Source organism: Oricola cellulosilytica (assembly GCF_019966575.1).
GTDB lineage: Bacteria > Pseudomonadota > Alphaproteobacteria > Rhizobiales > Rhizobiaceae > Oricola > Oricola cellulosilytica.
In genome coordinates this window covers 491,247-513,777 of record NZ_JAINFK010000003.1, presented here as the reverse complement: position 1 = coordinate 513,777, position 22,531 = coordinate 491,247, and the positions used below count along the sequence as shown (strand labels likewise).

Annotated in this window: 18 protein-coding genes; 12 read left to right on the top strand and 6 right to left on the bottom strand. The window is 64.2% G+C overall.

The features are described from left to right. The first annotated feature begins 162 nt into the window (after positions 1–162). From dapF to LC298_RS09965, 4 genes are all read left to right on the top strand, one after another. A complete protein-coding gene (gene dapF, locus LC298_RS09980) occupies positions 163–1,044 on the top strand; it encodes a diaminopimelate epimerase (protein ID WP_131569360.1) in 882 nt (293 codons plus the stop codon). Beyond that, the gene (gene mtaB, locus LC298_RS09975) at positions 1,044–2,336 is read left to right on the top strand and encodes a tRNA (N(6)-L-threonylcarbamoyladenosine(37)-C(2))-methylthiotransferase MtaB (RefSeq protein WP_131569358.1); all 1,293 of its coding nucleotides are present in this window, start codon (positions 1,044–1,046) and stop codon (positions 2,334–2,336) included. The genes dapF and mtaB overlap by 1 nt, the downstream gene beginning before the upstream one ends. A gap of 13 nt (positions 2,337–2,349) precedes the next feature. Further along, entirely contained in the window at positions 2,350–4,017 is a 1,668-nt protein-coding gene (gene ftsY / locus LC298_RS09970; RefSeq protein WP_131569356.1) for a signal recognition particle-docking protein FtsY, read from the top strand. A gap of 117 nt (positions 4,018–4,134) precedes the next feature. Further along, entirely contained in the window at positions 4,135–4,785 is a 651-nt protein-coding gene (locus tag LC298_RS09965) for a septation protein A (protein ID WP_131569354.1), read from the top strand. 3 nt (positions 4,786–4,788) lie between these two features. On the opposite strand, the gene LC298_RS09960 is transcribed toward LC298_RS09965, so the two are convergent. Then, positions 4,789–6,039: an MFS transporter gene (locus LC298_RS09960; protein WP_131569352.1), complete on the bottom strand. Its 1,251-nt coding sequence runs from the start codon at positions 6,037–6,039 to the stop codon at positions 4,789–4,791. Between the two features lie 143 nt (positions 6,040–6,182). Here LC298_RS09960 and LC298_RS09955 point away from each other — a divergent pair, with 143 nt between their 5' ends. The 3 genes from LC298_RS09955 (at position 6,183) to LC298_RS09945 (ending at position 11,040) form a co-directional block, all read left to right on the top strand. Beyond that, positions 6,183–6,989 carry an SDR family NAD(P)-dependent oxidoreductase gene (locus tag LC298_RS09955; RefSeq protein ID WP_131569350.1) on the top strand — a complete coding sequence of 269 codons (807 nt, stop codon included), beginning with the start codon at positions 6,183–6,185 and terminating at the stop codon, positions 6,987–6,989. 164 nt (positions 6,990–7,153) lie between these two features. Then, a complete protein-coding gene (locus LC298_RS09950) occupies positions 7,154–8,671 on the top strand; it encodes an ATPase domain-containing protein (protein ID WP_131569348.1) in 1,518 nt (505 codons plus the stop codon). Further along, positions 8,668–11,040: a hybrid sensor histidine kinase/response regulator gene (locus LC298_RS09945; protein ID WP_199223284.1), complete on the top strand. Its 2,373-nt coding sequence runs from the start codon at positions 8,668–8,670 to the stop codon at positions 11,038–11,040. Before LC298_RS09950 ends, LC298_RS09945 begins: the two co-directional genes overlap by 4 nt. Positions 11,041–11,077: 37 nt before the next feature. Here the strand turns inward: LC298_RS09945 and typA are convergent, their stop codons facing one another. Continuing rightward, positions 11,078–12,898, bottom strand: a complete 1,821-nt coding sequence (gene typA, locus LC298_RS09940; protein WP_131569346.1) for a translational GTPase TypA — start codon at positions 12,896–12,898, stop codon at positions 11,078–11,080. Between the two features lie 173 nt (positions 12,899–13,071). Here typA and LC298_RS09935 point away from each other — a divergent pair, with 173 nt between their 5' ends. Together LC298_RS09935 and LC298_RS09930 are read left to right on the top strand one after the other, a co-directional pair. Further along, complete coding sequence (locus LC298_RS09935; protein ID WP_131569344.1) at positions 13,072–13,653, top strand: VOC family protein; 582 nt, start codon at positions 13,072–13,074, stop codon at positions 13,651–13,653. Positions 13,654–13,676: 23 nt separating this feature from the next. Beyond that, positions 13,677–14,213, top strand: coding sequence for a glutathione S-transferase family protein (locus LC298_RS09930; protein ID WP_131569342.1), 537 nt, complete (start codon positions 13,677–13,679; stop codon positions 14,211–14,213). A 35-nt stretch (positions 14,214–14,248) separates the two neighbouring features. On the opposite strand, the gene LC298_RS09925 is transcribed toward LC298_RS09930, so the two are convergent. After that, positions 14,249–15,358 carry a site-2 protease family protein gene (locus tag LC298_RS09925; RefSeq protein ID WP_131569340.1) on the bottom strand — a complete coding sequence of 370 codons (1,110 nt, stop codon included), beginning with the start codon at positions 15,356–15,358 and terminating at the stop codon, positions 14,249–14,251. A gap of 33 nt (positions 15,359–15,391) precedes the next feature. Continuing rightward, the gene (locus LC298_RS09920; protein ID WP_131569338.1) at positions 15,392–17,434 is read right to left on the bottom strand and encodes a M3 family metallopeptidase; all 2,043 of its coding nucleotides are present in this window, start codon (positions 17,432–17,434) and stop codon (positions 15,392–15,394) included. Between the two features lie 257 nt (positions 17,435–17,691). On the opposite strand from LC298_RS09920, the gene LC298_RS09915 reads away from it, so the two are divergent. Further along, a complete protein-coding gene (locus LC298_RS09915; protein ID WP_131569336.1) occupies positions 17,692–18,144 on the top strand; it encodes an SRPBCC family protein in 453 nt (150 codons plus the stop codon). Between the two features lie 6 nt (positions 18,145–18,150). Here the strand turns inward: LC298_RS09915 and LC298_RS09910 are convergent, their stop codons facing one another. Together LC298_RS09910 and LC298_RS18115 are read right to left on the bottom strand one after the other, a co-directional pair. Then, positions 18,151–19,377: an argininosuccinate synthase gene (locus LC298_RS09910; RefSeq protein WP_131569334.1), complete on the bottom strand. Its 1,227-nt coding sequence runs from the start codon at positions 19,375–19,377 to the stop codon at positions 18,151–18,153. An 83-nt stretch (positions 19,378–19,460) separates the two neighbouring features. Then, a complete protein-coding gene (locus tag LC298_RS18115) occupies positions 19,461–20,207 on the bottom strand; it encodes a phosphatase PAP2 family protein (RefSeq protein ID WP_158284778.1) in 747 nt (248 codons plus the stop codon). A 95-nt stretch (positions 20,208–20,302) separates the two neighbouring features. Between LC298_RS18115 and LC298_RS09900 the strand changes: the two genes are divergently transcribed. Both LC298_RS09900 and LC298_RS09895 read left to right on the top strand, forming a co-directional pair. Further along, entirely contained in the window at positions 20,303–20,947 is a 645-nt protein-coding gene (locus LC298_RS09900; protein ID WP_131569330.1) for a LysE family translocator, read from the top strand. Between the two features lie 80 nt (positions 20,948–21,027). Then, positions 21,028–22,530 carry an ArnT family glycosyltransferase gene (locus LC298_RS09895; protein ID WP_131569328.1) on the top strand — a complete coding sequence of 501 codons (1,503 nt, stop codon included), beginning with the start codon at positions 21,028–21,030 and terminating at the stop codon, positions 22,528–22,530. Position 22,531 lies beyond the last annotated feature (1 nt).

Below are 22,531 nucleotides of genomic sequence, written 5' to 3'. Positions count from 1 at the left end.
CGGGGCGTGGCAACCAAGAGGCGCGCCCGCAGGGACCCGCCAGCGACGAATGAAATGAGGAGCTTAAGGGCGGGACAGGCTGCCCGCGCGCCGTAGCTGGCATTTGCCGGCCACATCCGCCATATAGTGCCCGAAATCGTACCTGCTTGAAGACGGAAATTCATGGACGTCCCGTTTGCAAAGATGAACGGTCTCGGAAACCGCATCATCGTGGCCGACATGCGCGGCCGCGGCGATTCCGTGTCGCGGCAAGCCGCCGTGGCGCTCAATGCCGACGATGCGACACGGTTCGACCAGATCATGGCGATCCATGATGCGCGCGCCGACGGCACCGATCACTATATCGACATCCTCAATTCGGACGGTTCCCATGCGCAGGCCTGCGGCAACGGCACGCGTTGCGTGGTGCAGGCGCTTTCGGCGGAAACCGGAAAGGCCCGCTTCACCTTCCAGACGCCGGGGGGCATCCTGAGCGCCGAGGAACACTCCGACGGCATGATCTCGGTCGACATGGGCATGCCGCGCTTCCGCTGGGACCAGATTCCTCTGGCCGAAGAGTTCCACGACACCACCGGCATCGAACTGCAGATCGGGCCGATCGACGCGCCGGTGCTGCACACCCCCTCGGTCGCCAATATCGGCAATCCGCATGCGGTCTTCTGGGTGGATGCCGACGTGCAGACCTTCGACCTTGTCCGGTTCGGCCCGCTTCTCGAAAGCCATCCGATTTTCCCGGAGAAGGCCAACATCTCGATTGCCAATGTCGTGGCGCGCGATCATTTGGTCATCCGTACCTGGGAACGCGGCGCCGGTCTGACCGAGGCGTGCGGTTCGGCCGCATGCGCGGCGCTGGTCTGCGCGGCGCGGGTGGACAAGACCGACAGGGCCGCGACCGTCACGGTTCCGGGCGGCGACCTCAAGCTTGAGTGGCGCGAGGACAATCACATCATCATGACCGGCCCGGCCGAATGGGAATTCTCCGGCGTGCTTGACCCGCAAACCGGCCAATGGCGGCGGGACGATCCGGGCCGGGAGGCGAAGTGATGGGGGTCGATATCGTCACCTTCGGCTGCCGGCTGAACACTTACGAATCCGAGGTCATGCGCCGCGAGACCGAGGCTGCGGGACTCGGCGCGCTCAAGGATGGAGCCATCGTTTTCAACACTTGCGCCGTGACCGGCGAGGCCGTGCGGCAGGCACGACAGGCGATCCGCAAGGCGCGGCGCGAGAATCCGGGCGCGCGGATCATCGTCACCGGCTGTGCCGCGCAAACCGAACCGGCTTCATTCGGCGCGATGGAGGAAGTCGATCTCGTCATCGGCAACGAGGACAAGCTGAAGGCGCAGAGTTATCGCGCACTGCCCGAATTCGGCGTCAATAACTTCGAGAAGGTGCGCGTCAACGACATATTCGAGGTTCGCGAGACGGCGTCGCATATGGTTGACGCCATCGAGGGACGCGCCCGCGCTTTCGTCCAGGTGCAGAACGGCTGCGACCATCGCTGCACCTTCTGCATCATCCCCTATGGCCGGGGCAACTCGCGTTCGGTGCCAATGGGCGCGGCGGTCGAGCAGGTGAAGCGCCTCGTTGGAAACGGCTACAACGAGGTCGTTCTCACCGGCGTCGACCTGACGAGTTATGGCCCGGACCTTCCGGGAGCGCCCACCCTCGGACGACTGGTCAAGTCGATCCTCCGCCAGGTTCCCGGTCTCGCCAGACTCCGGTTGTCGTCCATTGATTCGATCGAGGCCGATGACGATCTGATGGACGCAATCGCCACCGAACCCCGGCTGATGCCGCATTTTCACCTGTCGCTGCAGCATGGCGACAACCTCATCCTGAAGCGGATGAAGCGCCGCCATGCCCGGGAGGATTCGATCCGGTTCTGCGAGAATGTTCGGGCCCTGCGCCCGGACGCGGCATTCGGCGCCGACATCATCGCCGGTTTCCCGACCGAGACGGAGGCGCATTTCGAGAATTCGCTGCGCATCGTCGACGAATGCGGCTTGGCGCATGTTCATGTTTTTGGGTATTCGTTGCGCGCGGGTACACCGGCGGCGAAAATGCCGCAATTGCCGAAAAACCTGATCCGGGAGCGGGCAAGGCGGCTGCGCGAAAAGGCCGACCACGCGTGGCGCGCACACATGGCTTCGCTGGCCGGCACCGCGCAGACCGTGCTGATCGAGCGCGGCCCGCTCGGGCGGACGGAGGATTTCTCGCTGGTTTCGGTCGACGGGCCGGCGATGGAACCGGGCACGCTCGCGCCGGTTGTCATTACCGGAAACGATGGCGAAAAACTCACCGCGCACCGCTCGATGGCGGAAGCGGCGGAATAGGAGCAACGACGCGATGGCACTCGGCTTCGTGAAACGAATCTTCTCCTTCGGCAAGAAGGCCGTCGAGGAGACGCCGCCGGACGACGAGCGGCAGGAAACGTCGCCGGAAGGGCTGCCCATTCCGGACGATGCGGCGGTCAAGGTCACGGACGCGCCGGACGCGGACGCCCACCGGGTGGCAGCGGCCTCGGTGATCACGGATGCGGAGGCCGGCGCCGCCGCAGACCAGCAGCCGGGCGCAGAGCCGATCCCCGGCATGCCCGATTTCTCCGACAGGGAGGACAAGGACGCCGAGGATGAGCCCGCCAAGGGCGAGGACGCTGAGGGCGAGGGCGGCGAGGACAGGGCCGAACTCGGCGATCCCGAAGTTCCGGAACAGCCGCCCGAGAGGCCGCAGCCCGAGCAACCGCCCGAAGAGCCCGCACCGGCCCCGCCGGAACAGCCTCCGGTGAAGGAGCCCGTCACGCCGGACGCGCCCGAGGAAGTTCCTCCATCTCCCGACGGTCCGGAAAGCGAGCCGGACATTCCGCCCTCGACACCGCAGGAAGCGCCGCCCATCGAGGAACCGGCCCCCGAGCGGCCGGTCGAACTGCCGCCCGGTCCCGCCGAGACGCCGCCATCCGTTCCATCCGAGATTCCGCCGGGCCCAAGCCCGGCGGAACTGGATTCGGGGACCGGGGACTCCACGGCCGAGCCCAAAGTCGTCACCATCGGTGAGGCCCGGCCGGCCAAAGCCGCGCCCGAAGCGCCGGCTGCACCGTCCAGAGGCTGGATCGGCCGCCTGACATCCGGCCTTTCGCGCTCGTCGCGGCAATTGTCGGATAATATCAGCGGCGTCTTCACCAAGCGCAAGCTGGACGAGGACACGCTTCAGGACCTCGAGGACGTGCTGATCCAGGCCGATCTCGGCGTCGAGACCGCGATGCGGATCACCGACGCGCTCTCTTCCGGGCGCTACGGCAAGGATGTCTCGGGCGAGGAAGTCAGGGCGATCATGGCCAGCGAGGTCGCCAAGGTGCTCGAGCCGGTGGCCCAGCCGCTGGAACTGGACCTTTCGTTCAAGCCGCATGTGATCCTGGTCGTCGGCGTCAACGGCACCGGCAAGACCACGACCATCGGCAAGCTGGCCGCGAAATTGCGTGACGCGGGGCTCGCCGTGACGCTCGGCGCGGGCGACACGTTCCGCGCAGCCGCGATCGAGCAGTTGAAGATATGGGCCGAGCGGACCGGCTCGCATTTCGTCGCGACGAAACTGGGCGCGGATGCGGCCGGCCTCGCCTTCGAGGCCTATAAGAGCGCGAAGGACAACGGCTCGGACGTCGTCATCATCGACACCGCCGGCCGCCTGCAGAACAAGACCGAACTGATGGAAGAGCTGGCGAAGATCGTCCGGGTTCTGCAGAAGCACGATCCCGACGCGCCGCACACGGTGCTGCAGACGCTGGACGCGACAACGGGCCAGAACGCGCTCAACCAGGTCGAGATCTTCCGCAACGTTGCCGGCGTCAACGGGCTGGTGATGACCAAGCTCGACGGCACGGCGCGCGGCGGCATCCTCGTCGCGATCTCGGCGAAATACAAACTGCCGGTCTATTTCGTCGGCGTCGGCGAGAGCGTCGACGATCTGGAGCCGTTCGCCGCGCCGGATTTCGCCAACGCGATCGCGGGCATCCCGGCTTGAGCCGAGGCCTTCAACTTTCCATATCGATGATCTAAAGGTGCGCCACGGGGCGCGGAGCTATCGCGCGTGCCAGCCCCGTTCGCATGGACCTGGCATCGAGAAAGGCCGCACAGACGCATGTCAAAACCGATTTTCGAGCGCGATCCCTCGGATCCGGAACGCCAAAAGATCAATCCCGCGCTGAAACTGCTTCTCGAACTCGGCCCGCTGCTGGTGTTCTTCTTCGGCAATGCGCGCGGCGAGTGGATCGCCGAACGCCTGCCCGCTCTGGCCGGTATCGGCGGCCCGATCTTCATCGCCACCGCGCTGTTCATGGTCGCCACCGTGATCGCGCTTGCCGTCTCCTGGGCGCTGACGCGCTCGCTGCCGATCATGCCGCTGGTCTCGGGTATCGTCGTGCTGGTCTTCGGGGCGCTCACGCTCTGGCTGCAGGACGAGTTGTTCATCAAGCTGAAGCCGACGATCATCAACTCGATCTTCGGGCTGCTGCTGCTCGGCGGGCTGCTGATCTTTCGCGTCTCGCTGCTGCGTTACGTCTTCGACAGCGCCTTCAATATCGACGAGGAAGGCTGGAACAAGCTGACCGTCCGGTGGGGCGCCTATTTCCTCGTCATGGCCGTGGTCAACGAGATCATCTGGCGCAATTTCTCGACCGATTTCTGGGTCGCCTTCAAGGTATGGGGGTTCACGCCGCTGGCGATCGCCTTCACCATGGCGCAGATGCCTCTGATCTCGCGGCACTCGCTCGACGAGGAACCTGCCGAGTAAGGCTTACGCGTCGGCGGGCTCCGTCCGCCGCAAGCCATCCATGGCCAGCAGCACCGCAACCCCGACAAGCGCCAGCATCCCGCCCGCCACGGCCGTCCCGGCGTAGGACGTGACCGCGGTGCCGGCGGCAAATGTCAGCGCCGCCACCATGTGGCCGAAGAAATTCGACACCGCCATCAGCGAGCCGCCGGCGCCGGGCCGATCGGCCAGCAGATCCTGAAGATAGGAGATCGTCACCGACAGGATGATGGCGGCGCCGATCGCGGCCGGAACGACAAGCAGATAGGCGACCGCCATCGACGAGACCGAGGCGAACAGGAACAGGAAGCCCGCATAGACCACGCCTCCCGCGGCAATCAGGGCGGGCTTGGACATGCGTTTCAGGGCCAGGCCACAGGCCAGCATGAACGGGATCTCCAGCAGCGCGATCGCTCCGTGGAAGCGGCCCACATCCGGCGTTCCCCCGCCGATATCCGTCACGATCAGGAGGCCGAACAACGCCATGTAAAGCTGGTTCGACCCGGTGATCAGCCCGACGGCAAGCATGCGCACCAGAAGTCCCGGCCGGGCGAGTTCGCGGAAAGCGGCGGCGAACCTCAGACCGGATTTCGGGTCGGCAAGCTGCCCCGCTTCGCCCTGCGGCCAGGCGATCGCGAACAGAAGGAAACAGACCAGGGCGGAGGCGGCCGCCGAGACGTACACGCCAAGAAGCGCAGTGCCGGAGGCCAGCGCGACCGACCAGAGCGGCGGGGTGATTACGAAGCCGAGGGAAAACGCGGCGCGCGCGACGGCGAATATCTGGTCGGCATGCGCACCGCCGCGCTTGCGTCCGGCCAGACGCGCCAGCGCGAACAACTGGCTGAAGACGCTGAACCCGAGCGGCAGCAGCGCGGTATGCGCGATCACGAACGTGACCGGCGATCCCGTCAGAAAGACGAGGGAATAGCCGGCCGCGGCGAAGGCGAAGCTGACCGCCAGCATCTGCCGCCGGTTCGCCTGCTGATCGGTGACGATTCCGACGACGACGGACGCGACGACCATGATCGCCGACGACGCGGCGAGAACCGCCGAATAGGCGGCATCGGTCAGGCCGAGCAGCTCAACCGCGACCAACGACGCGTAGGGCATGACCGAGGATACGGCGACGCTGGTCAGAAACAGCGCCGCCACAATGAGCCGCAGCAGCGGATCGCGAAGGATGATCTTGATCGGTGCGAGCAGGGCCTCATGTTCCCCTTGAGCCGAAACGATCATTAGACCGGCCGCAGGCGGAGAACAATGTCGTCCGGACTGGTTGTGGGGCCGAGCGGAACAGGGAAATGTGCGGGCGAGCCGAAAAGGGTTTGCGCGCGATGCCGCCGACCTGCAGGCTGATGGCCGAGCAAGGGAGCGAGACGTTGAGAAAAACGATCCTGATCACCGGTTCGACCGATGGCATCGGCCTCGAAACGGCGAAAATACTGGCCGGCGAGGGCCACACCGTCCTGCTGCACGGGCGCAGTCCGGCAAAGCTGGAGGCGGTGGCAAAGATCGTGGCCGCCTCGGCGGGCGACGGGCGCGTTGACACGTTTGCTGCCGACCTCTCGCGCATGGAGCACGTAATGACGCTCGCAAGGGACGTGGCGGAACGGCATTCCAGGCTCGACGTGCTGATCAACAATGCGGGTGTCCTCAAGACGCCGGATCCGGTCACCGAAGACGGGCTGGACGTGCGGTTTGCCGTCAACACGCTTGCTCCCAGCCTGCTGACGCGGCTCCTGCTGCCGCTGATGGATGCGACGTCGCGGGTGGTCAACGTTTCCTCGGCGGCGCAAGCCCCGGTCGACCCCGACGCGCTCGCGGGACGGACCCGGCTGGCGGACATGGACGCCTACGCGCAAAGCAAGCTCGCGCTGACCGCGTGGTCGCGCGCAATGGCCGGCCGGGAGAATGGAGGACCGATCTTCGTTGCGGTCAATCCCGGCTCCCTGCTCGCCAGCAAGATGGTCAAGGAAGGCTTCGGCATTGCGGGCAAGGATCTGGGCATCGGCGCGGACATCCTGACGCGGGCGGCGCTCTCGGACGAATTCGCCGACGCCAACGGCAAGTATTTCAACAACGATAGCGGCCGGTTCGCATCGCCGCATCCGGACGCGCTCGATCCACGGAAATCCGGGGAGATCGTGCGCGCCATCGAAAGTCTCCTCCCGCCAGCACCGACCTGATGCCGTGGCGCAGCGCGCAATCCGAGTTAAACGTCATCACGGCCACCGGCAGCAAGTAGCCCATAGCCATCGGGCGCCGCCGGGATTATGGGTCCCCTAGACTCCAAATTCTCTCCTCGAGACACTATTCTCTCCTTCAATGCGAAAAACCGAGGAAATCCGATTTGCGTGAGAACGAAAACGCGGCCAGCGAGGAGCGCGTCGCGACCGGTACGGTTGGCCTCGATCATATTCTGCGAGGCGGCTTGTCGCCAAACCATCTCTATCTGGTGGAAGGAACACCGGGGTCCGGCAAGACGACCATCGGGCTGAAGTTCCTTCTGGAAGGCCGCGCAGCCGGCGAGAGCGGGCTCTACATAACCCTGTCGGAAACCGAGCAGGAACTTGTCGCCGGGGCACGATCGCATGGATGGAGCCTTGACGGGCTGGAGATTTTTGAGCTCGCCACCGAGGATGATCTCACATCGGCGAACGAGCAGTCGCTTCTTCATCCCAGCGAAGTGGAACTGGGGGAGACCGTGCGCGGCGTGATCGAGCGCGTTGAAGCATCCAATCCGGCGCGTGTGGTTGTCGACAGCCTCTCCGAACTGCGCCTGCTGGCGCAGAACCCCCTACGGTACCGGCGGCAGATCCTGGCGCTCAAGCATTTCTTCGCCAAGCGCAAATGTACCGTTCTGGTTCTGGACGACCGCACGGCCGAGCCGAACGATCTGCAGCTGCACTCGATCGCCCACGGGGTCATCTCGCTGGAGCAGTCCGCAAGCGATTTCGGGGCTGAGCGTAGGCGGCTGCGGATCGTGAAGATGCGCGGAATGCAATATAGCGGCGGGTTTCACGACTTCTCCATCGAGAAAGGCGGAGTCAGCGTCTATCCGCGTCTCATCGCGGCCGAGCATTACCGCAAGTTCGCCAAGGCACCGGTCACGACCGGCCTCGCCGGGCTCGACGCGCTTCTGGGCGAGGGGCTGGCGCCGGGAACCAATGCATTGCTGACCGGCCCGGCGGGCGTCGGCAAGACGACGACGGCGGTACGCTGCATGATCGCCGCGCTGGAGCGCGGAGAGAACGCGGCCTACTTTCTGTTCGACGAGCGGCTCGCGACATTGATGATCCGATCGAAGGCGCTCGACATGGATCTGCAGCCCTTCATCGATAACGGCCAGCTGACGATCCGGCAGATCGACCCCGCCGAACTCTCGCCGGGGCAATTCGCCACGGAGGTGCAGGAGTCGGTCGAAAATCAAGACGCCAGCGTCGTCGTGATCGACAGTCTCAACGCCTATCTGCACGCCATGCCGAGCGACAATTTTCTGGTCCTGCAGATGCACGAATTGCTGAGCTATCTCAGCCAGCAGGGCGTGGTGTCGCTCATGGTCCTGGGACAGCATGGCGTCACGGGCGAACTGCGCAGCGACATCGATGTCAGCTATCTGGCTGACACCGTCATGCTGCTGCGTTTCTTCGAGGAGGGAGGCACGGTGCGCAAATCCGTCGCGGTCATCAAGACCCGGACCTCGGATCACGAAAGGACCATCCGGGAATTCCGGATCAGCTCCGACGGCATAGAGATCGGAGAACCGATCAGGGGTTTCTCGTCCGTATTGTCGAGCAGTCCGAGTTTCGATCGCAGAGGTGAAAATCTTCTTGGTCAGGACAGGATGGACGGAGGCGAGGGAGCGTGACAGCCGCGCCCGGCAAGGTTGCGGAAACGCACGCAGTGGAAGAATCCGATATTCGCAGATCGGCCGCGATCCTCGCGCTGCGCGGGCGCGATGGGGCCCTTGCCCGGAACCTGCTGGCGAAGGAGGGTATCGGCGCGATCGTCCTGGCGTCAGGCGCCGACTTGGTCGAGGTGCTGCGACGACATGTCGGCTGTGTGCTGCTGACCGAAGAATCGCTTACCGACGAGGGAATCGATGCCATCCGGGACGCGCTGGCCGGGCAGCCCGCCTGGTCGGACGTGCCGTTTATCGTGCTTGCCAACGGATCGGTCAGCCAGCGGTCAGCCCGGGCGAAGGCGCGGATGGACGCGCTTCGCAACGCCGTCCTTCTCTCGCGCCCTCTTCACACGGAAGAACTGATGCGCGCCGTCCGGTCGGCTCTTGCCGCCCGGACCCGCCAGAACGAGGCGCGCCAGCGGATGGAAGAGCTGGAATTGCGCGAGGCCCAGTTGCGGCAGAGCGAGGCAAGGTTCCACGCGATCGTCGATTCCGTCGACCAGATGATCTGGTCGACCCTTCCGGACGGGTATCACGATTTCTACAACCAGCGCTGGTACGATTACACCGGCGTTCCGCCCGGCTCGACGGACGGGGAAGCCTGGAACGGCATGTTCCACCCCGAAGACCAGGAACGTGCTTTCGCGCGCTGGCGCCACTCGCTCCAGACCGGCGAGCTCTACGAGATCGAATACCGGTTGAGGCATCAGTCGGGAGAGTATCGCTGGGTGCTGGGGCGGGCCCAACCCGTGTGCAACGAGGCCGGCGAGATCATCCGCTGGTACGGCACCTGCACCGACATTCACGATGAAGTGATGGCGCGGACGGCGCGGGTCGACGACCTCACCGAACAGCGGGACGCCGCTTGGAACCTAACGGTCGATCTGCTCGCCGTAGCGACCGAAGACGGGACACTGACCGACGTCAACGAATCCTGGACCCGCCTGCTCGGCTGGCCGGTGAAGACGCTAGTTGGCGGGACGCTCATTCCCTACGCACATCCCGACGATCTGGAGGAGATGCTCCGCACCTTCGGTTCCATTTTCGAAACGCCCCTGGTCGAACCGTACGAATTCCGGCTGCGTCACGCCGACGGCAGCTACCGCTGGTTCGCCTGGACGGCATCGGCGCAGCGCGGGAAGGTCTACGCATTCGGGCGGGACGTGAACGAGCGGCGCGCCAAGGAAGCGGCCCTTGCCGAGGCCGAGGCCGCCCTGCGCCAGAGCCAGAAGCTCGACATGATCGGGCAGTTGACCGGCGGCGTGGCCCACGACTTCAACAATCTGCTGATGGCGATCCAGTCCAGCCTCGACCTGATCAAGCGGCGCATGCCCGATCTCGACGGCGACGTGGTCCGGTATTTCGACAATGCGCTTCAGGCGACCGACCGGGGCGCCCGCCTGACGCAGCGCATGCTGGCATTCGCCCGCAAGCAGGATCTGAGGGCCGATGCCGTCGACGTGACCGCTCTCCTGCCGGATCTGCGCGATTTGCTGCAGCGTTCGCTCGGTCCGGAGATCGAGATCGTCATCGACGTGCCCGCCAACGCGCCGCACGCGCTCGTCGATCGCAACCAGCTCGAGATGGCGATCCTGAACCTGGCGGTGAACGGGCGCGATGCAATGGAGGGAAGCGGCCGGATCACCCTGTCGGTGGAGCCTTTGTCGGTCCGCTCCGGGGGCGAGCTGAAGCCCGGCGACTATGTCCGGATCGCCGTCACCGACACGGGTGCCGGTATGGACGCCGGCACGCTGTCGCAGGCGATGGAGCCGTTCTTCACCACCAAGGGGGTCGGAAAGGGCACGGGGCTGGGGCTGTCGATGGTGCACGGCCTGGCGATGCAGTCCGGCGGCACGTTCCTGATCGACAGCACGCCCGGCGCGGGAACGACCGCGACGCTGGTTCTGCCGGTCGCCGAACCGTCAGCCGAAACGCCGGCTCCGATCGCCGCCAAGCCCCGGGAGCCGGCGCGCACGGCCAAAGGCCGGAAGACCATCCTTGCCGTCGACGACGACTTCCTGGTGTCCATGGGCACGGTGGGGATGCTGGAGGATCTCGGACACGAGGTGATCGAGGCCCATTCAGGCGCCGAGGCTCTCGACAGGCTGGCCGAACGGCCGGACATCGATGTGCTGATCACCGATCAGGCGATGCCGAAAATGACAGGGATCGAACTGGCCAGGCAGGCGCGGATTTCCCGCCCCGATCTGCCGATCATCCTCGCCACAGGATATGCCGACATGCCCGAGGGCGGGGCAGATTTCATCACGGCGAAGCTGGACAAGCCGTTCTCGGACGCGGCGCTGACGGCGGTCCTGTCCGAGGTGATCTAGTCTCACCGGCTACCGGCCGGGATCTTCTCGAGCGGCTTCAGGCCGTCGCCTTCATCTTTTCGGAGCGCTTGCGGTCGTTGGGATCGAGATAGAGCTTGCGAAGACGGATCGATTTCGGCGTGACCTCGACCAGTTCGTCGTCCTGAATCCACGAGAGCGCGCGTTCCAGCGTCATGCGCACCGGCGGGGTGAGTTTGACCGCCTCGTCCTTGCCGGCGGCGCGGATGTTGGTCAGCTTCTTGCCCTTCAGCACGTTGACCTCGAGATCGTTGTCGCGCGAATGAATGCCGATAATCATACCCTGATAGACCTTCGTGCCCGGATCAATCACCATCGGGCCACGATCCTCCAGGTTGAACAGCGCATAGCCGACAGCCTCGCCCATGTCGTTGGAGATCAGCACGCCGTTGACGCGTCCGCCGATCTCGCCCCTGTAGGGTTCGTAGGCGTGGAAAAGGCGGTTCATGATCGCCGTTCCCTTGGTGTCGGTCATCAGTTCGGACTGATAGCCGATAAGGCCGCGCGTCGGCGCATGAAACACGAGGCGCACGCGGTCGCCGCCAGACGGGCGCAGCTCGAGCATCTCGGCCTTACGCTCCGACATCTTCTGGACGACGACACCGGAATGCTCCTCATCGACGTCGATGACGACTTCCTCGACCGGTTCCAGCAACTGGCCGGTGTCATCCTTCTGCATGACGACGCGCGGACGGGACACTGCGATTTCGAAGCCCTCGCGGCGCATCGTCTCGATCAGCACCGCCAGCTGCAATTCGCCGCGGCCGGAGACGTAGAAGGAATCCTTTTCCGCCGCCTCCTCCACCTTCAGCGCCACGTTGCCTTCTGCCTCCTTGAGCAGACGGTCTCGGATGACACGGCTGGTCACCTTGTCGCCTTCGGTGCCGGCGAGCGGCGAATCGTTGACGATGAAGCTCATCGTCACCGTCGGCGGGTCGATCGGCTGCGCATGCAGGGGTTCGGTGACAGAAGGATCGCAGAACGTATCGGCGACGGTTCCCTTCGAGAGACCAGCGATGGCTACGATATCGCCCGCATGGGCCTCGTCGATCGGCTGGCGCTCCAGACCGCGGAAAGCAAGAATCTTCGAAACGCGCCCGTTCTCGACCAGCTTTCCCTCGCCGTTCAGCACCTTGACCGCCTGGTTCGATCTGACCGAGCCGGAATGAATCCGGCCGGTGACGATGCGGCCGAGGAACGGGTTGGCCTCGAGTATCGTGCCGATCATCCGGAACGGGCCTTCGCCGACAGTCGGCTCGGGGACGTGATCGAGCACCAGGTCGAACAGCGGCGCAAGCGATGCGTCGGCCGGCTTTTCGGTCTCCGGCGCCATCCAGCCGTCACGGCCAGATCCGTAGAGGATCGGGAAATCGAGCTGCTCGTCGGTGGCGTCGAGGGCGGCGAACAGGTCGAACACCTCGTTGATCACCTCGTCGGCGCGGGCGTCGGCCCGGTCGATCTTGTTGACCGCGACGATCGGGCGTAGGCCGACCTTCAGGGCCTTGCCGACGACGAACTTGGTCTGCGGCATCGGGCCTTCGGCGGCATCGACCAGTACGATCGCGCCGTCAACCATCGACAGGATGCGTTCTACCTCGCCGCCAAAGTCGGCGTGGCCGGGGGTATCGACGATGTTGATGCGCACGCCCTTCCACTCCACCGAGGTGGCCTTGGCAAGGATGGTGATGCCGCGCTCCTTCTCGATGTCGCCGGAATCCATGGCACGTTCCTGCACGCGCTCGTTTTCCCGGTAAACGCCGGACTGTTTGAGGAGTTCGTCGACGAGGGTCGTCTTGCCATGGTCGACATGCGCGATGATCGCGATGTTGCGGAGTGTCATAGTCTTGAATCCGGAAGTGTCAGCTCAGGCCAGTGTGCCGAGCGCGTTCGTTTGGGGCGCTAATACATGCTTTCCCGCTGGCGTGAAAGTGGCTGGAGGCGCAAAATGCTGTTGTTCGGCCGGTCTCGCCCATTGCAGTATATAGGCCGACCGCAAGCAACCGGGAGGAAAGTGTGCGCAAACTGCAAGCCCAGGGCATCCATCACATCACGCTGGTCGGGGCGGACCGTCAGACCTCGATCGATTTCTGGGAGGGAGTGCTGGGCATGCCGTTCATCTTCGAACAGCCGAACCTGGACACGCCTTCGGAAAGCCATCTCTATTTCGATCCGGGCGACGGGCGGCTGATCACCGTCTTCACCAACGAGGAGCGCAAACCCGATCCGGCGCGGACGTCGACCGATCCGGGCGCTGTCCACCATATCGCGATCAACGTGTCGAAGGCGACGTTCTCGCAGGCCGTGGAACGGCTCAACGACCGCGGTATCAAGCACAGCGGCGTGAAGGACCGCGGCTTCATGGACTCGATCTACTTCACCGATCCGCTTGGACTGCTGATCGAGCTTGCGGCATACCGGTTCGAACCGCCGCCCGGCTTCACCCATGGCGAGGTACTGTTTGAAGCGCACAAGCAGCGCGTCGCCAGGAACGACTACAACATCGCCGAGATCCACCTGGCTGACGCGATCGAGGCGCTGACGGAACGTTCGCGGGAATCACTTTCCGCGGATCGTGCTGCGAAGAAAGCATACTAAGCGGTCCAACCGGGGAGGTTTCGATGGCCGATCTGCAGTTGAATGTCCTCAAACCAAGCGTGAACAACATGAGCGTGCGCGTCTTCGTGCGCGCCGCCGGGCTGGATTTCGAGGAAAACGACGTCTACGGACACACTCGGGAGGCTCCCTTCCTAGCGAAGAATCCTGCGCACCTAACCCCGATGATCGAGGAGGAGGGCCTTCCCAAGGGCGCGCTCTGGGAAAGCTGCGCAATCATGCAGTACCTGTCGAACAAGCATGGACTGACTCACCTCTACCCGAACGAGCCGGAAAAGCGGGCGATGATCGACAGTGCGATGTTCTATCTCATCGGCACGCTCTATCCGCTACTCGCGCGCGCAACCTATCCCTCGCTCGGTTTCGCGCAGTATGCGGGGGAGGTAGGCGCGAGCGACGCGGACGATACAGCCAAGGGCGCGGCGCAGAAATCGGCAGCGGACGCGTTGGCGGAGCCGCTGGCGGTGTTCCGCGATTCCTACAAGGAGCCGGCTGCCGACGTGCGCGGCTACATCCAGTACGTCAAGTCGCAAGCGGCCTAGGGGCCTGACCCAGGCTCGCCGAGATCGTGGTGCGTCTATCCGTCGCGCCGCCAGCCTTCACGGGACACTGGCGCCGGCTCGCGCACCATCATCAGTTCGCCGATATTCTCGATGGTGACATAGCCGACGAGCCGGCCTTCACGGTCGACGACGCCGACCGCCGGAACGCCCGCCCCCTGAAGGAGCGTGAAGGCGGCATCCAGCATTTGTCCCTCGGAGACGACGGGGATGTCCCGCGTCATGACTTCCAGAACCGGCGTCTCGCGCGGGCGGGACTGCAGGGCGGCGACCATGTCGGCTCGCGTCAAGACGCCGCGAAGGTTGCCGCCGCCGTCGACCACGGGAAATTCGTGCTGGGTGGTTCTCAGAAGAGCGGCCGCGGCGTCGTCGAGCGTCGAGCGCGGGCCGAGCGCATCATAGCGGGTGATCATCGCGTCGCGGACGGGCACGTGCCGCGCGACGTCCTGCAGGTTCGTCGCCTGGGCTTCGGACGTGGCCGCGACATAGACGAAGATCGCCACGAAGATCAGCAGCACGTTGCCGCTCAAAAGGCCGAGGAAGCCGAACAGGAACGCCGTGATCTGGCCGACGCGCGCGGCGATCGCGGTTGCCCGAACCCGCGGGAACCGCGTTGCCAGAAGCGCCCGCAAAACCCGGCCGCCATCCATCGGAAAGGCCGGAATGAGATTGAACAGGACGAGCACGACGTTGACGACGGCGAGACGCGCGAAGAAACCGAAGGACGGATTCTCGATCTCGGAAATCGCCGCCATGTCGGGCCATGCGCCGAGAAACACGATGAGCGCCGCGGCGATGGCGACGTTGACCAGCGGGCCCGCGATGGCGACGACAATCTCCTCGGATGGCTTTTCCGGCATGCGTTCCAGTTCGGCGACGCCACCGATCGGCAGCAGCGTGATGCGCGGCGTGCGGATGCCGTAGCGCCGCGCGGCAAGCGCGTGGCCGAGTTCATGCAGGACGACGCATGCGAAGACGGCCAGGATGAACAGGATACCCTCGGTAGCGGCCGCGCCGCCGCCGGACTGAAAATGGGCGATGCCGATCCACAGCAGCAGCAGGAAGAACGTCAAATGGATGCGAATCTCGCTGCCGGCGACCTTTGCGACCGGAAAAGACCATTGCATGTCCCGTCACTCCATCATTAGGGGTCAGGACCCTTATGCCAGCCCGCGCTCCTCAAGCATGGCGTCCGGGGTCGGCAAACGGCCGCGAAACGCCTTGTAGGCGTCCTCGGGATCGATCGTGCCGCCCGACGCATAGATGTGCCTGCGGAGCTTCCGGGCGATGTCCGGGTTGAACGGGTCGCCGGTTTCCTCGAAGGCGCGAAACGCGTCGGCGTCCATCACCTCGGACCACATATAGGAATAGTAGCCCGCCGCGTAACCGTCCCCGGCAAAGATATGCTGGAAATGCGGCGAGCGGTGGCGCATCGCGATGGCGTCGGGAATGCCGATTCGCTGAAGGATCCCGGCCTCGAATTCCGCCGGTTCGGCGGGCACGTCGGTTCCGGCATGGTAGGCCATGTCGACCAGCGCGCTCGACGTGTACTCGACCGTCTGAAAGCCGATATTGAAGGTCTGTGCCGCAAGCACCTTGTCGAGCAGCTCCTTCGGCATGGACTTTCCGGTCTCGGCGTGCACGGCGAATTCGTCGAGCACTTCGGGAACAGTCAGCCAGTGTTCATAAAGCTGCGACGGCAGTTCGACGAAATCGCGCGAGACGCTTGTTCCCGACACCGACGGATAGGTGACGTCGGACAGCATGCCATGCAGCGCATGGCCGAACTCGTGAAACAGCGTGCGTGCGTCGTCGAACGACAGAAGCGCCGGCTTGCCGGCCGGCGGCTTGGCGAAGTTCATCGTGTTCAGCACGATCGGCGTTTCCCCGGTCAATTTGGCCTGTGTCTGCAGGGCGCTCATCCAGGCCCCGGAGCGCTTGGAGGGGCGGGCGAAATAGTCGCCGATGAAGAGGGCGCGATGCGAGCCGTCTCGGTCCGACACCCGCCACAGCCGGGCGTCCGGGTGGTAGAGCGGGACGTCATTGATTTCCTCGAACGTGATGCCGAACAGGCGTGTCGCTACCGCGAAGGCGGCCTCGATCATCCTTTCGAGCTGCAGGTAGGGTTTCACGTCGGCGTCGGAGAAATCGAAGCGATCGCGGCGGATCTTCTCGGCGTAAAAGCGCCAGTCCCATTTCGCCGCCTTGTGGTTGTGCCCGTCCGCCGCAATCATCGACTCGATATCCGCGGCTTCCTCGTTGGCGCGGGCAACACCCTTTTCCCAGACCGTCTCCAGCAGCCTGGAGACGTTTTCCGGGGTCTTGGCCATTGTGTCGTCGAGCTTGTAGGCCGCGTAGCTGGCGTAGCCGAGCAGCGCCGCCTGTTCGCGGCGAAGCGCCAGCGTCTCGGCGATCACGCCGGTATTGTCAGTCTCGCCGCCGTTTTCTCCGCGCGCAAGCCATGCGTTATAAACCCGTTCGCGCAGATCGCGGCGGGTCGAGAACGTCAGGAACGGGTCGGCGATCGAGCGTGACAGGCTGACGGCATGCCGGCCGGCATGCCCGCGTTCTTCCGCGACGGACGCCATCGCGTCGATCAGCCAATCGGGCAGGCCGTCGAGGCCGCCGTCGTCCTCGACAAGGAGTATCCAGTCCGACTCGTCCTTCAGCACGTTCTGACCGAACTGCGTGCCGAGGGTAGCAAGCCGCTCGGTGATTTCGGCGTAACGCTCGCGTGCGGCGCCTTCAAGCGCAGCACCGGAGCGGACAAAGCCCTTCCAGCGGCGCTCCAGCACCCGGTACTGTTCAGTCGTGAGGCCGAGGCTGTCGCGCTCTGCCCACAAGGCATCGATCCGCGCGAACAGGGCCCTGTTCATCGCCACGGCGGAGCGGTGACGCGCGTAGAGCGGCGAAACCGTGCGCTCTACCTGGCGGATCAGGTCGTTGGTGTGCGAACCGGCGCGGTTGAAGAAGATCGCACTCACCCGGGAAAGATCCTCGCCGGCGATCTCCAGCGCCGCGATGGTGTTGGCGAAGTCGGGCGGCTCCGGATTGTCGGCAATCCCCCGGATCTCGGCCAGATGCGCATCGAAGGCCGCGCGAATCGCCGGTTCGAATTCCTCGTCGCGAATTGCGGAGAAATCCGGCAGGCCATAAGCACCGGTCCAGTCGGTCAGGGGCGATGAGTTGGATGACGCGGGCATGGGACTCCTTGCGGCGGTGAAGATCGGTCGCTTGTCAGCTAAGCACCCGTATCCGGTTTGCCAAGAATAACATCACGCGCCCCCACTCACGGCGCCAGCGTTAAAGATTAAATTTACCTGTGGTCCCAGTTGGTCAGCGCCAAGCCGGCGAACGGGACGAGGCCGCCGATAACGCCGGCGGCGAGAATTATTCAACCAAAAAGTTGACAATCTGATGATCGATGGCGTAAGAGACAGCGTCCAACGGAACCGCTCACGTGAAAGTCGACGTCTCCAACTCAATCTCCATTAAAAGACCCCTGAATACGGTCGCCAGCTTTGCTGCCGATCCTGACAACGCGCCACAATGGTACGTGAATATAAGGTCGGTTGAATGGCGGACGACGAAGCCGCTGCGTATCGGGTCGCACATCGCCTTCGTGGCGCAGTTTCTTGGCCGCCGTTTGGCCTACACCTATGAGGTGGTGGATCTTGTGCCCGGCGAAAGGTTCGTCATGCGGACGGCAGAAGGTCCGTTCCCGATGGAAACGACCTATTCTTGGCGCGGTCTTGATGATGGCGGCACACTCATGGAGCTGCGCAATCGCGGCGAGCCTTCGGGTTTTGCCGCGGTCACGGCTCCGCTTATGGCAGCAGCCATGAACCGGGCCAACCGCAAGGATTTGGCAAAGCTCAAGCGTATCCTGGAATCCGGCGGGGCCGACGGCTGACCGTGTTTAGTTCCTCCGCTTGCGCGCAGCGAGCGTGCGCAGGCGCAGCGCGTTGAGCCGGATGAAGCCCGCGGCGTCCTTCTGATCGTATGCGCCCCGATCGTCCTCGAAAGTGACGAGTTCTTCGGAGTAGAGCGATTTCGGCGACTTGCGGCCGGTGGTGATGACATTGCCCTTGTAGAGCTTGAGCCGGACGGTGCCCTCTACATCCTTCTGGCTGTGGTCGATCGCGGCCTGCAGCATTTCGCGCTCCGGCGAGAACCAGAAGCCATTGTAGATGAGCTCGGCGTAGCGCGGCATCAGTTCGTCCTTCAGATGCGCCGCGCCGCGGTCCAGCGTGATCGATTCCATCGCGCGGTGGGCAGCGAGGAGGATCGTGCCGCCCGGCGTCTCGTACACGCCGCGCGATTTCATGCCGACGAACCGGTTCTCCACCAGGTCGATGCGGCCGATGCCGTTGTCGCGGCCAAGGTCGTTGAGCTTCGCAAACAAGGTCGCAGGGCTCATCGCCTCGCCATTCAGTGCAACCGCATCACCATTGCTGAACTCGATCTTGATGTCGGTCGCCGTGTCGGGCGCGTCCATCGGCGAAACGGTGCGCATGTGGACATATTCCGGCGCTTCCAACCACGGATCTTCCAGCACTTTACCCTCCGATGAGGAATGCAGCATGTTGGCGTCGACCGAAAACGGCGCTTCGCCCTGCTTGTCCTTCGGTACCGGGATCTGGTGATCGCGGGCGAAGTCGATGAGATCGGTGCGCGACCTGAAGGACCAGTCGCGCCAAGGAGCGATGACCTTGATGTCCGGATTGAGCGCATAGGCCGACAGTTCGAAACGGACCTGGTCGTTGCCCTTTCCGGTCGCGCCATGGGCGATGGCGTCGGCGCCGGTTTCCTCGGCGATTTCGACCAACCGCTTGGAGATCAACGGACGTGCGATCGAGGTACCGAGCAGGTAGATGCCCTCATAGACCGCATTGGCGCGGAACATCGGAAAGACGAAGTCGCGGATGAACTCCTCGCGGACATCCTCGATATAGATTTCCCTGATGCCCAGCATCTCGGCCTTCTTGCGAGCCGGCTCGAGCTCGTCGCCCTGGCCGAGATCGGCGGTGAAGGTGACGACTTCAGCGTTCAGCTCGGTCTGCAGCCATTTCAGGATGATCGAGGTGTCGAGGCCGCCGGAATAGGCGAGAACGACCTTCTTGACGTCTTTTTTTGCGGCATTCATGGGAGTTCGGTCCGGTTGGAGGGCTTTCGGGAAAATCGCGCGCACCATATTGCGTTTGCGGTGCAGCGCAAGCGCTTTGCAGATCAGGAACGGCGCGCGGCCAGCCATTCGCTCAGCGCGGCAAGCATCATGAACAAGACGACGGTCATGAAAAATCCGAGAAGGGCGTCCGACAGGTAATGGGCGCCGAAGGCGACGCGCAAAAGCGCCATCGCTATCGCGCCGCCGCCGAGGATCGCTGCCGCGAGGAAGCGACGCCGAATGGCGAGCAGCAGGGCAAGGCACATCAGCCAGCCGGCGGCGGCTGCCTCGCCCGACACGAACGAACAGTTTGAAGCGCACAGATCCGTCTCGGTCCCGGCTTCCACGAAGGGCAGCCAGCCGCCAAAATCCTCGGTCATCCAGGGGCGCGGCCGGCCCCAATAGGCTTTCAATATGCCGTTGACGATCAGGCCCGGTCCGAGGATCAGGGCACCGATCAACACCACCTTGAGGCGGATGCCAGGATTGTGCCAACGCAATCCTGCGCGCAGCTCCACCGCGAGAACGATCATCAGCCCGATGCCGAGAAGGGCAGGCAGGGGATGCAGAAGTTGCCGGACGGTGGCTAAGAAGGGAAGGCCCGAGAAGGTGAAGCCGGCGCAATATTGGCCCGACGCCACCGGGGACGCCGCGCAGGCCGCGGAATCGAAAAACGCGGCGGCTGCGGCCAGATCCCATTGCGGCTGGCTGCGGAAGGCCAGCAGCAAAGCGATCCACGCCGACGTCGCCGCAACGGCGCTTACCGGGTGGGCGAATGGCCCGAATGGATTTTTTCCGGTTGTCCTCACCCTGAAGCCCCCTTCTGGAATCCGGCCCCGTGTGGCATGGTGGCCGCACACCCGCAAGGGTGGACCCGTAACCCCCCCCCCGGCGAGCCCCCAACATGCCCGCATACATCCCCGACTGGCCGACACTCGCCGCGTTCACGCTTGCCTCGGTCATTCTTTCGTTGACGCCGGGCCCTGACATGACGCTGTTCCTGTCGCGCACGCTTTCGCAGGGTCGTGCCGCGGGCTTTGCCTGCATGGCGGGCGCGTTCTCAGGCATTGCCGTCCACACGGCGATGGTGGCGCTCGGACTTTCGGCGTTGGTGGTCGCCGCGCCGGTTGCTTTCACCACGCTCAAGATCGTCGGCGCGGCCTATCTGGTCTGGCTGGCCATCGACGCGATCCGCAACGGCTCCTCGCTGACACTGAAGTCGGACCGGAAGGCACGAAGTTCGCTGAAGGCGAGCTATCTCACGGGTCTCGGAATCAACCTGCTCAATCCGAAGATCATCCTGTTCTTCATGACGTTTCTGCCGCAATTCGTCTCGGCAGGCGATCCGGACGCCACCGGGAAATTCTTCTTTCTCGGCGCTCTTTTCGTGGCGATTGCGATCCCGATCGTCGCGCCGATGATCGTCGCGGCGGGGTGGATGTCGAAGACCCTGCGCGAGAAACCTGTCGTTACCCGCGTGCTCGACTGGCTGATGGCGAGCGTGTTCGGCGCTTTCGCCGTCAAGATACTCACAACCCAGACCCGCTGACACCGTCTGCCCCAATCGGGCTGTCGCATGCCGAGAAACTCCGTGCTATCGGGCTGCGACCGATTCCAGCGGAGCATCCCATGGCCATCGCCATACCGAAGGCACCGTCGACGCTGACCCCGGCGCGCGAAACTCATCTCCTGATCCTCGCAATCGTCCTGATCGCGCTGTTCGCCCTGCGCGCGATGTCGCTTGCCCTTTCCTCGACCTCTCTCGGCTTCGACGAGGCCCAATACTGGGCCTGGTCCCAAAACCTGACGCTCGGCTATTTCACCAAGCCGCCGCTGATCGCGTGGCTGATCGGCGGAACCACGACGCTATGCGGGGATGGCGCGTTGTGCGTGCGGATGCCGGCCAATCTGCTGCACATTGCCTCCTCCGTCCTCGCCTATGCCGCCGGCAGGCAGCTCTATGACTGGCGGGTCGGATTTTGGTCGGCGATCGTCTATGCGACCATTCCGGGTGTCGCCGTCTCCTCTTACCTGATGACGACGGATGTCCCGCTGATCTTCTTCTGGTTCGTCGCGCTGATCGCCTTTCACGCCCATCTGCACGCGCCGCGCCTCGCGACCGGGATGGCACTCGGCCTGGCGGTCGGATTGGGCCTGAACGCCAAATACGCGATGATCTTCTTCGTCCTCTGCGCGGTGCTCTACGTTGCGGCGACGCGACCGTCCCGCAAAGTGGTCGCGGCGCCGTCGACATGGCTGGCGCTGGCGATCGCGGCGCTTCTCATCGCCCCCAACATGCTCTGGAACCTGTCGAACGGCTTCGCCACCTTCGAGCATACGGTCAACGACAACATGGAGTGGGGGGGACTGGATCTTCATCCGAAGGACGCGCTGGAATTCCTCGTAACCCAGTTTGGCGTGCTCGGTCCGGTAATCTTCGGCGCCTATCTGGTGCTGCTGTTCACCGGCAGGCGGACGGACAAGCCGGAATCCGACCGGTTTCTGCTGTTCCTGTCGCTGCCGGTCTTCCTGCTGATCACCCTGCAGGCACTGATGTCGCAGGCGGAGGCGAACTGGTCGGCGACCGCCTTTCCGGCTGCCGTGATCCTGACGACCGCGCATCTGCTGATTCCGCGCTATAGCGTCAGCTTCCTGGCGTCGCTGGCGATCAACGGCGCAATCGCCCTATTCGCGATCGGCGGCATCATGATGATAACGCCCGCCAATGTCCCGGCCAAATCCCTCAGGCCCGTCCACCAGATCTTCGGCGGCGAGGATCTGAGAAACGGGCTGATCGCCGCACTCGAACCGGCAGGGGTCGAGACGGTCGTCGCCGAGGGACGGGCGATGACCGCGGAAGTCATCCATGCACTGCGCGGGACGTACTACGATGTGCGCGCCCTGGTGATGCCGGGCGCCGCCCCCTCCAACGATTTCGAGAAGACGAGACCATGGACGCCGGATATGGCGCTGCCCGTAATCCTCGTTCGCGGCGCGGGGAGCGGCGAACCGGAGTTCCTGTCCGGCCGCAAGTCCCTGATCGGCATCATTGAGTCGCCCAGCCTGAAGCTGCGCTACGGAGTGCTGAATATCTGGAAGGTGGAGCCGCCGGAAACCGGTTCATCCGCCTAGG

What these genes read in the sequence shown, in the direction of transcription:
- dapF (WP_131569360.1), top strand. Translation starts at nt 163, where the DNA reads ATGGACGTCCCGTTTGCAAAGATGAACGGTCTCGGAAACCGCATCATC.
- mtaB (WP_131569358.1), top strand. Translation starts at nt 1,044, where the DNA reads ATGGGGGTCGATATCGTCACCTTCGGCTGCCGGCTGAACACTTACGAA.
- ftsY (WP_131569356.1), top strand. Translation starts at nt 2,350, where the DNA reads ATGGCACTCGGCTTCGTGAAACGAATCTTCTCCTTCGGCAAGAAGGCC.
- LC298_RS09965 (WP_131569354.1), top strand. Translation starts at nt 4,135, where the DNA reads ATGTCAAAACCGATTTTCGAGCGCGATCCCTCGGATCCGGAACGCCAA.
- LC298_RS09960 (WP_131569352.1), bottom strand. Translation starts at nt 6,039, where the DNA reads ATGATCGTTTCGGCTCAAGGGGAACATGAGGCCCTGCTCGCACCGATC.
- typA (WP_131569346.1), bottom strand. Translation starts at nt 12,898, where the DNA reads ATGACACTCCGCAACATCGCGATCATCGCGCATGTCGACCATGGCAAG.
- LC298_RS09930 (WP_131569342.1), top strand. Translation starts at nt 13,677, where the DNA reads ATGGCCGATCTGCAGTTGAATGTCCTCAAACCAAGCGTGAACAACATG.
- LC298_RS09925 (WP_131569340.1), bottom strand. Translation starts at nt 15,358, where the DNA reads ATGCAATGGTCTTTTCCGGTCGCAAAGGTCGCCGGCAGCGAGATTCGC.
- LC298_RS09920 (WP_131569338.1), bottom strand. Translation starts at nt 17,434, where the DNA reads ATGCCCGCGTCATCCAACTCATCGCCCCTGACCGACTGGACCGGTGCT.
- LC298_RS09910 (WP_131569334.1), bottom strand. Translation starts at nt 19,377, where the DNA reads ATGAATGCCGCAAAAAAAGACGTCAAGAAGGTCGTTCTCGCCTATTCC.
- LC298_RS09900 (WP_131569330.1), top strand. Translation starts at nt 20,303, where the DNA reads ATGCCCGCATACATCCCCGACTGGCCGACACTCGCCGCGTTCACGCTT.
- LC298_RS09895 (WP_131569328.1), top strand. Translation starts at nt 21,028, where the DNA reads ATGGCCATCGCCATACCGAAGGCACCGTCGACGCTGACCCCGGCGCGC.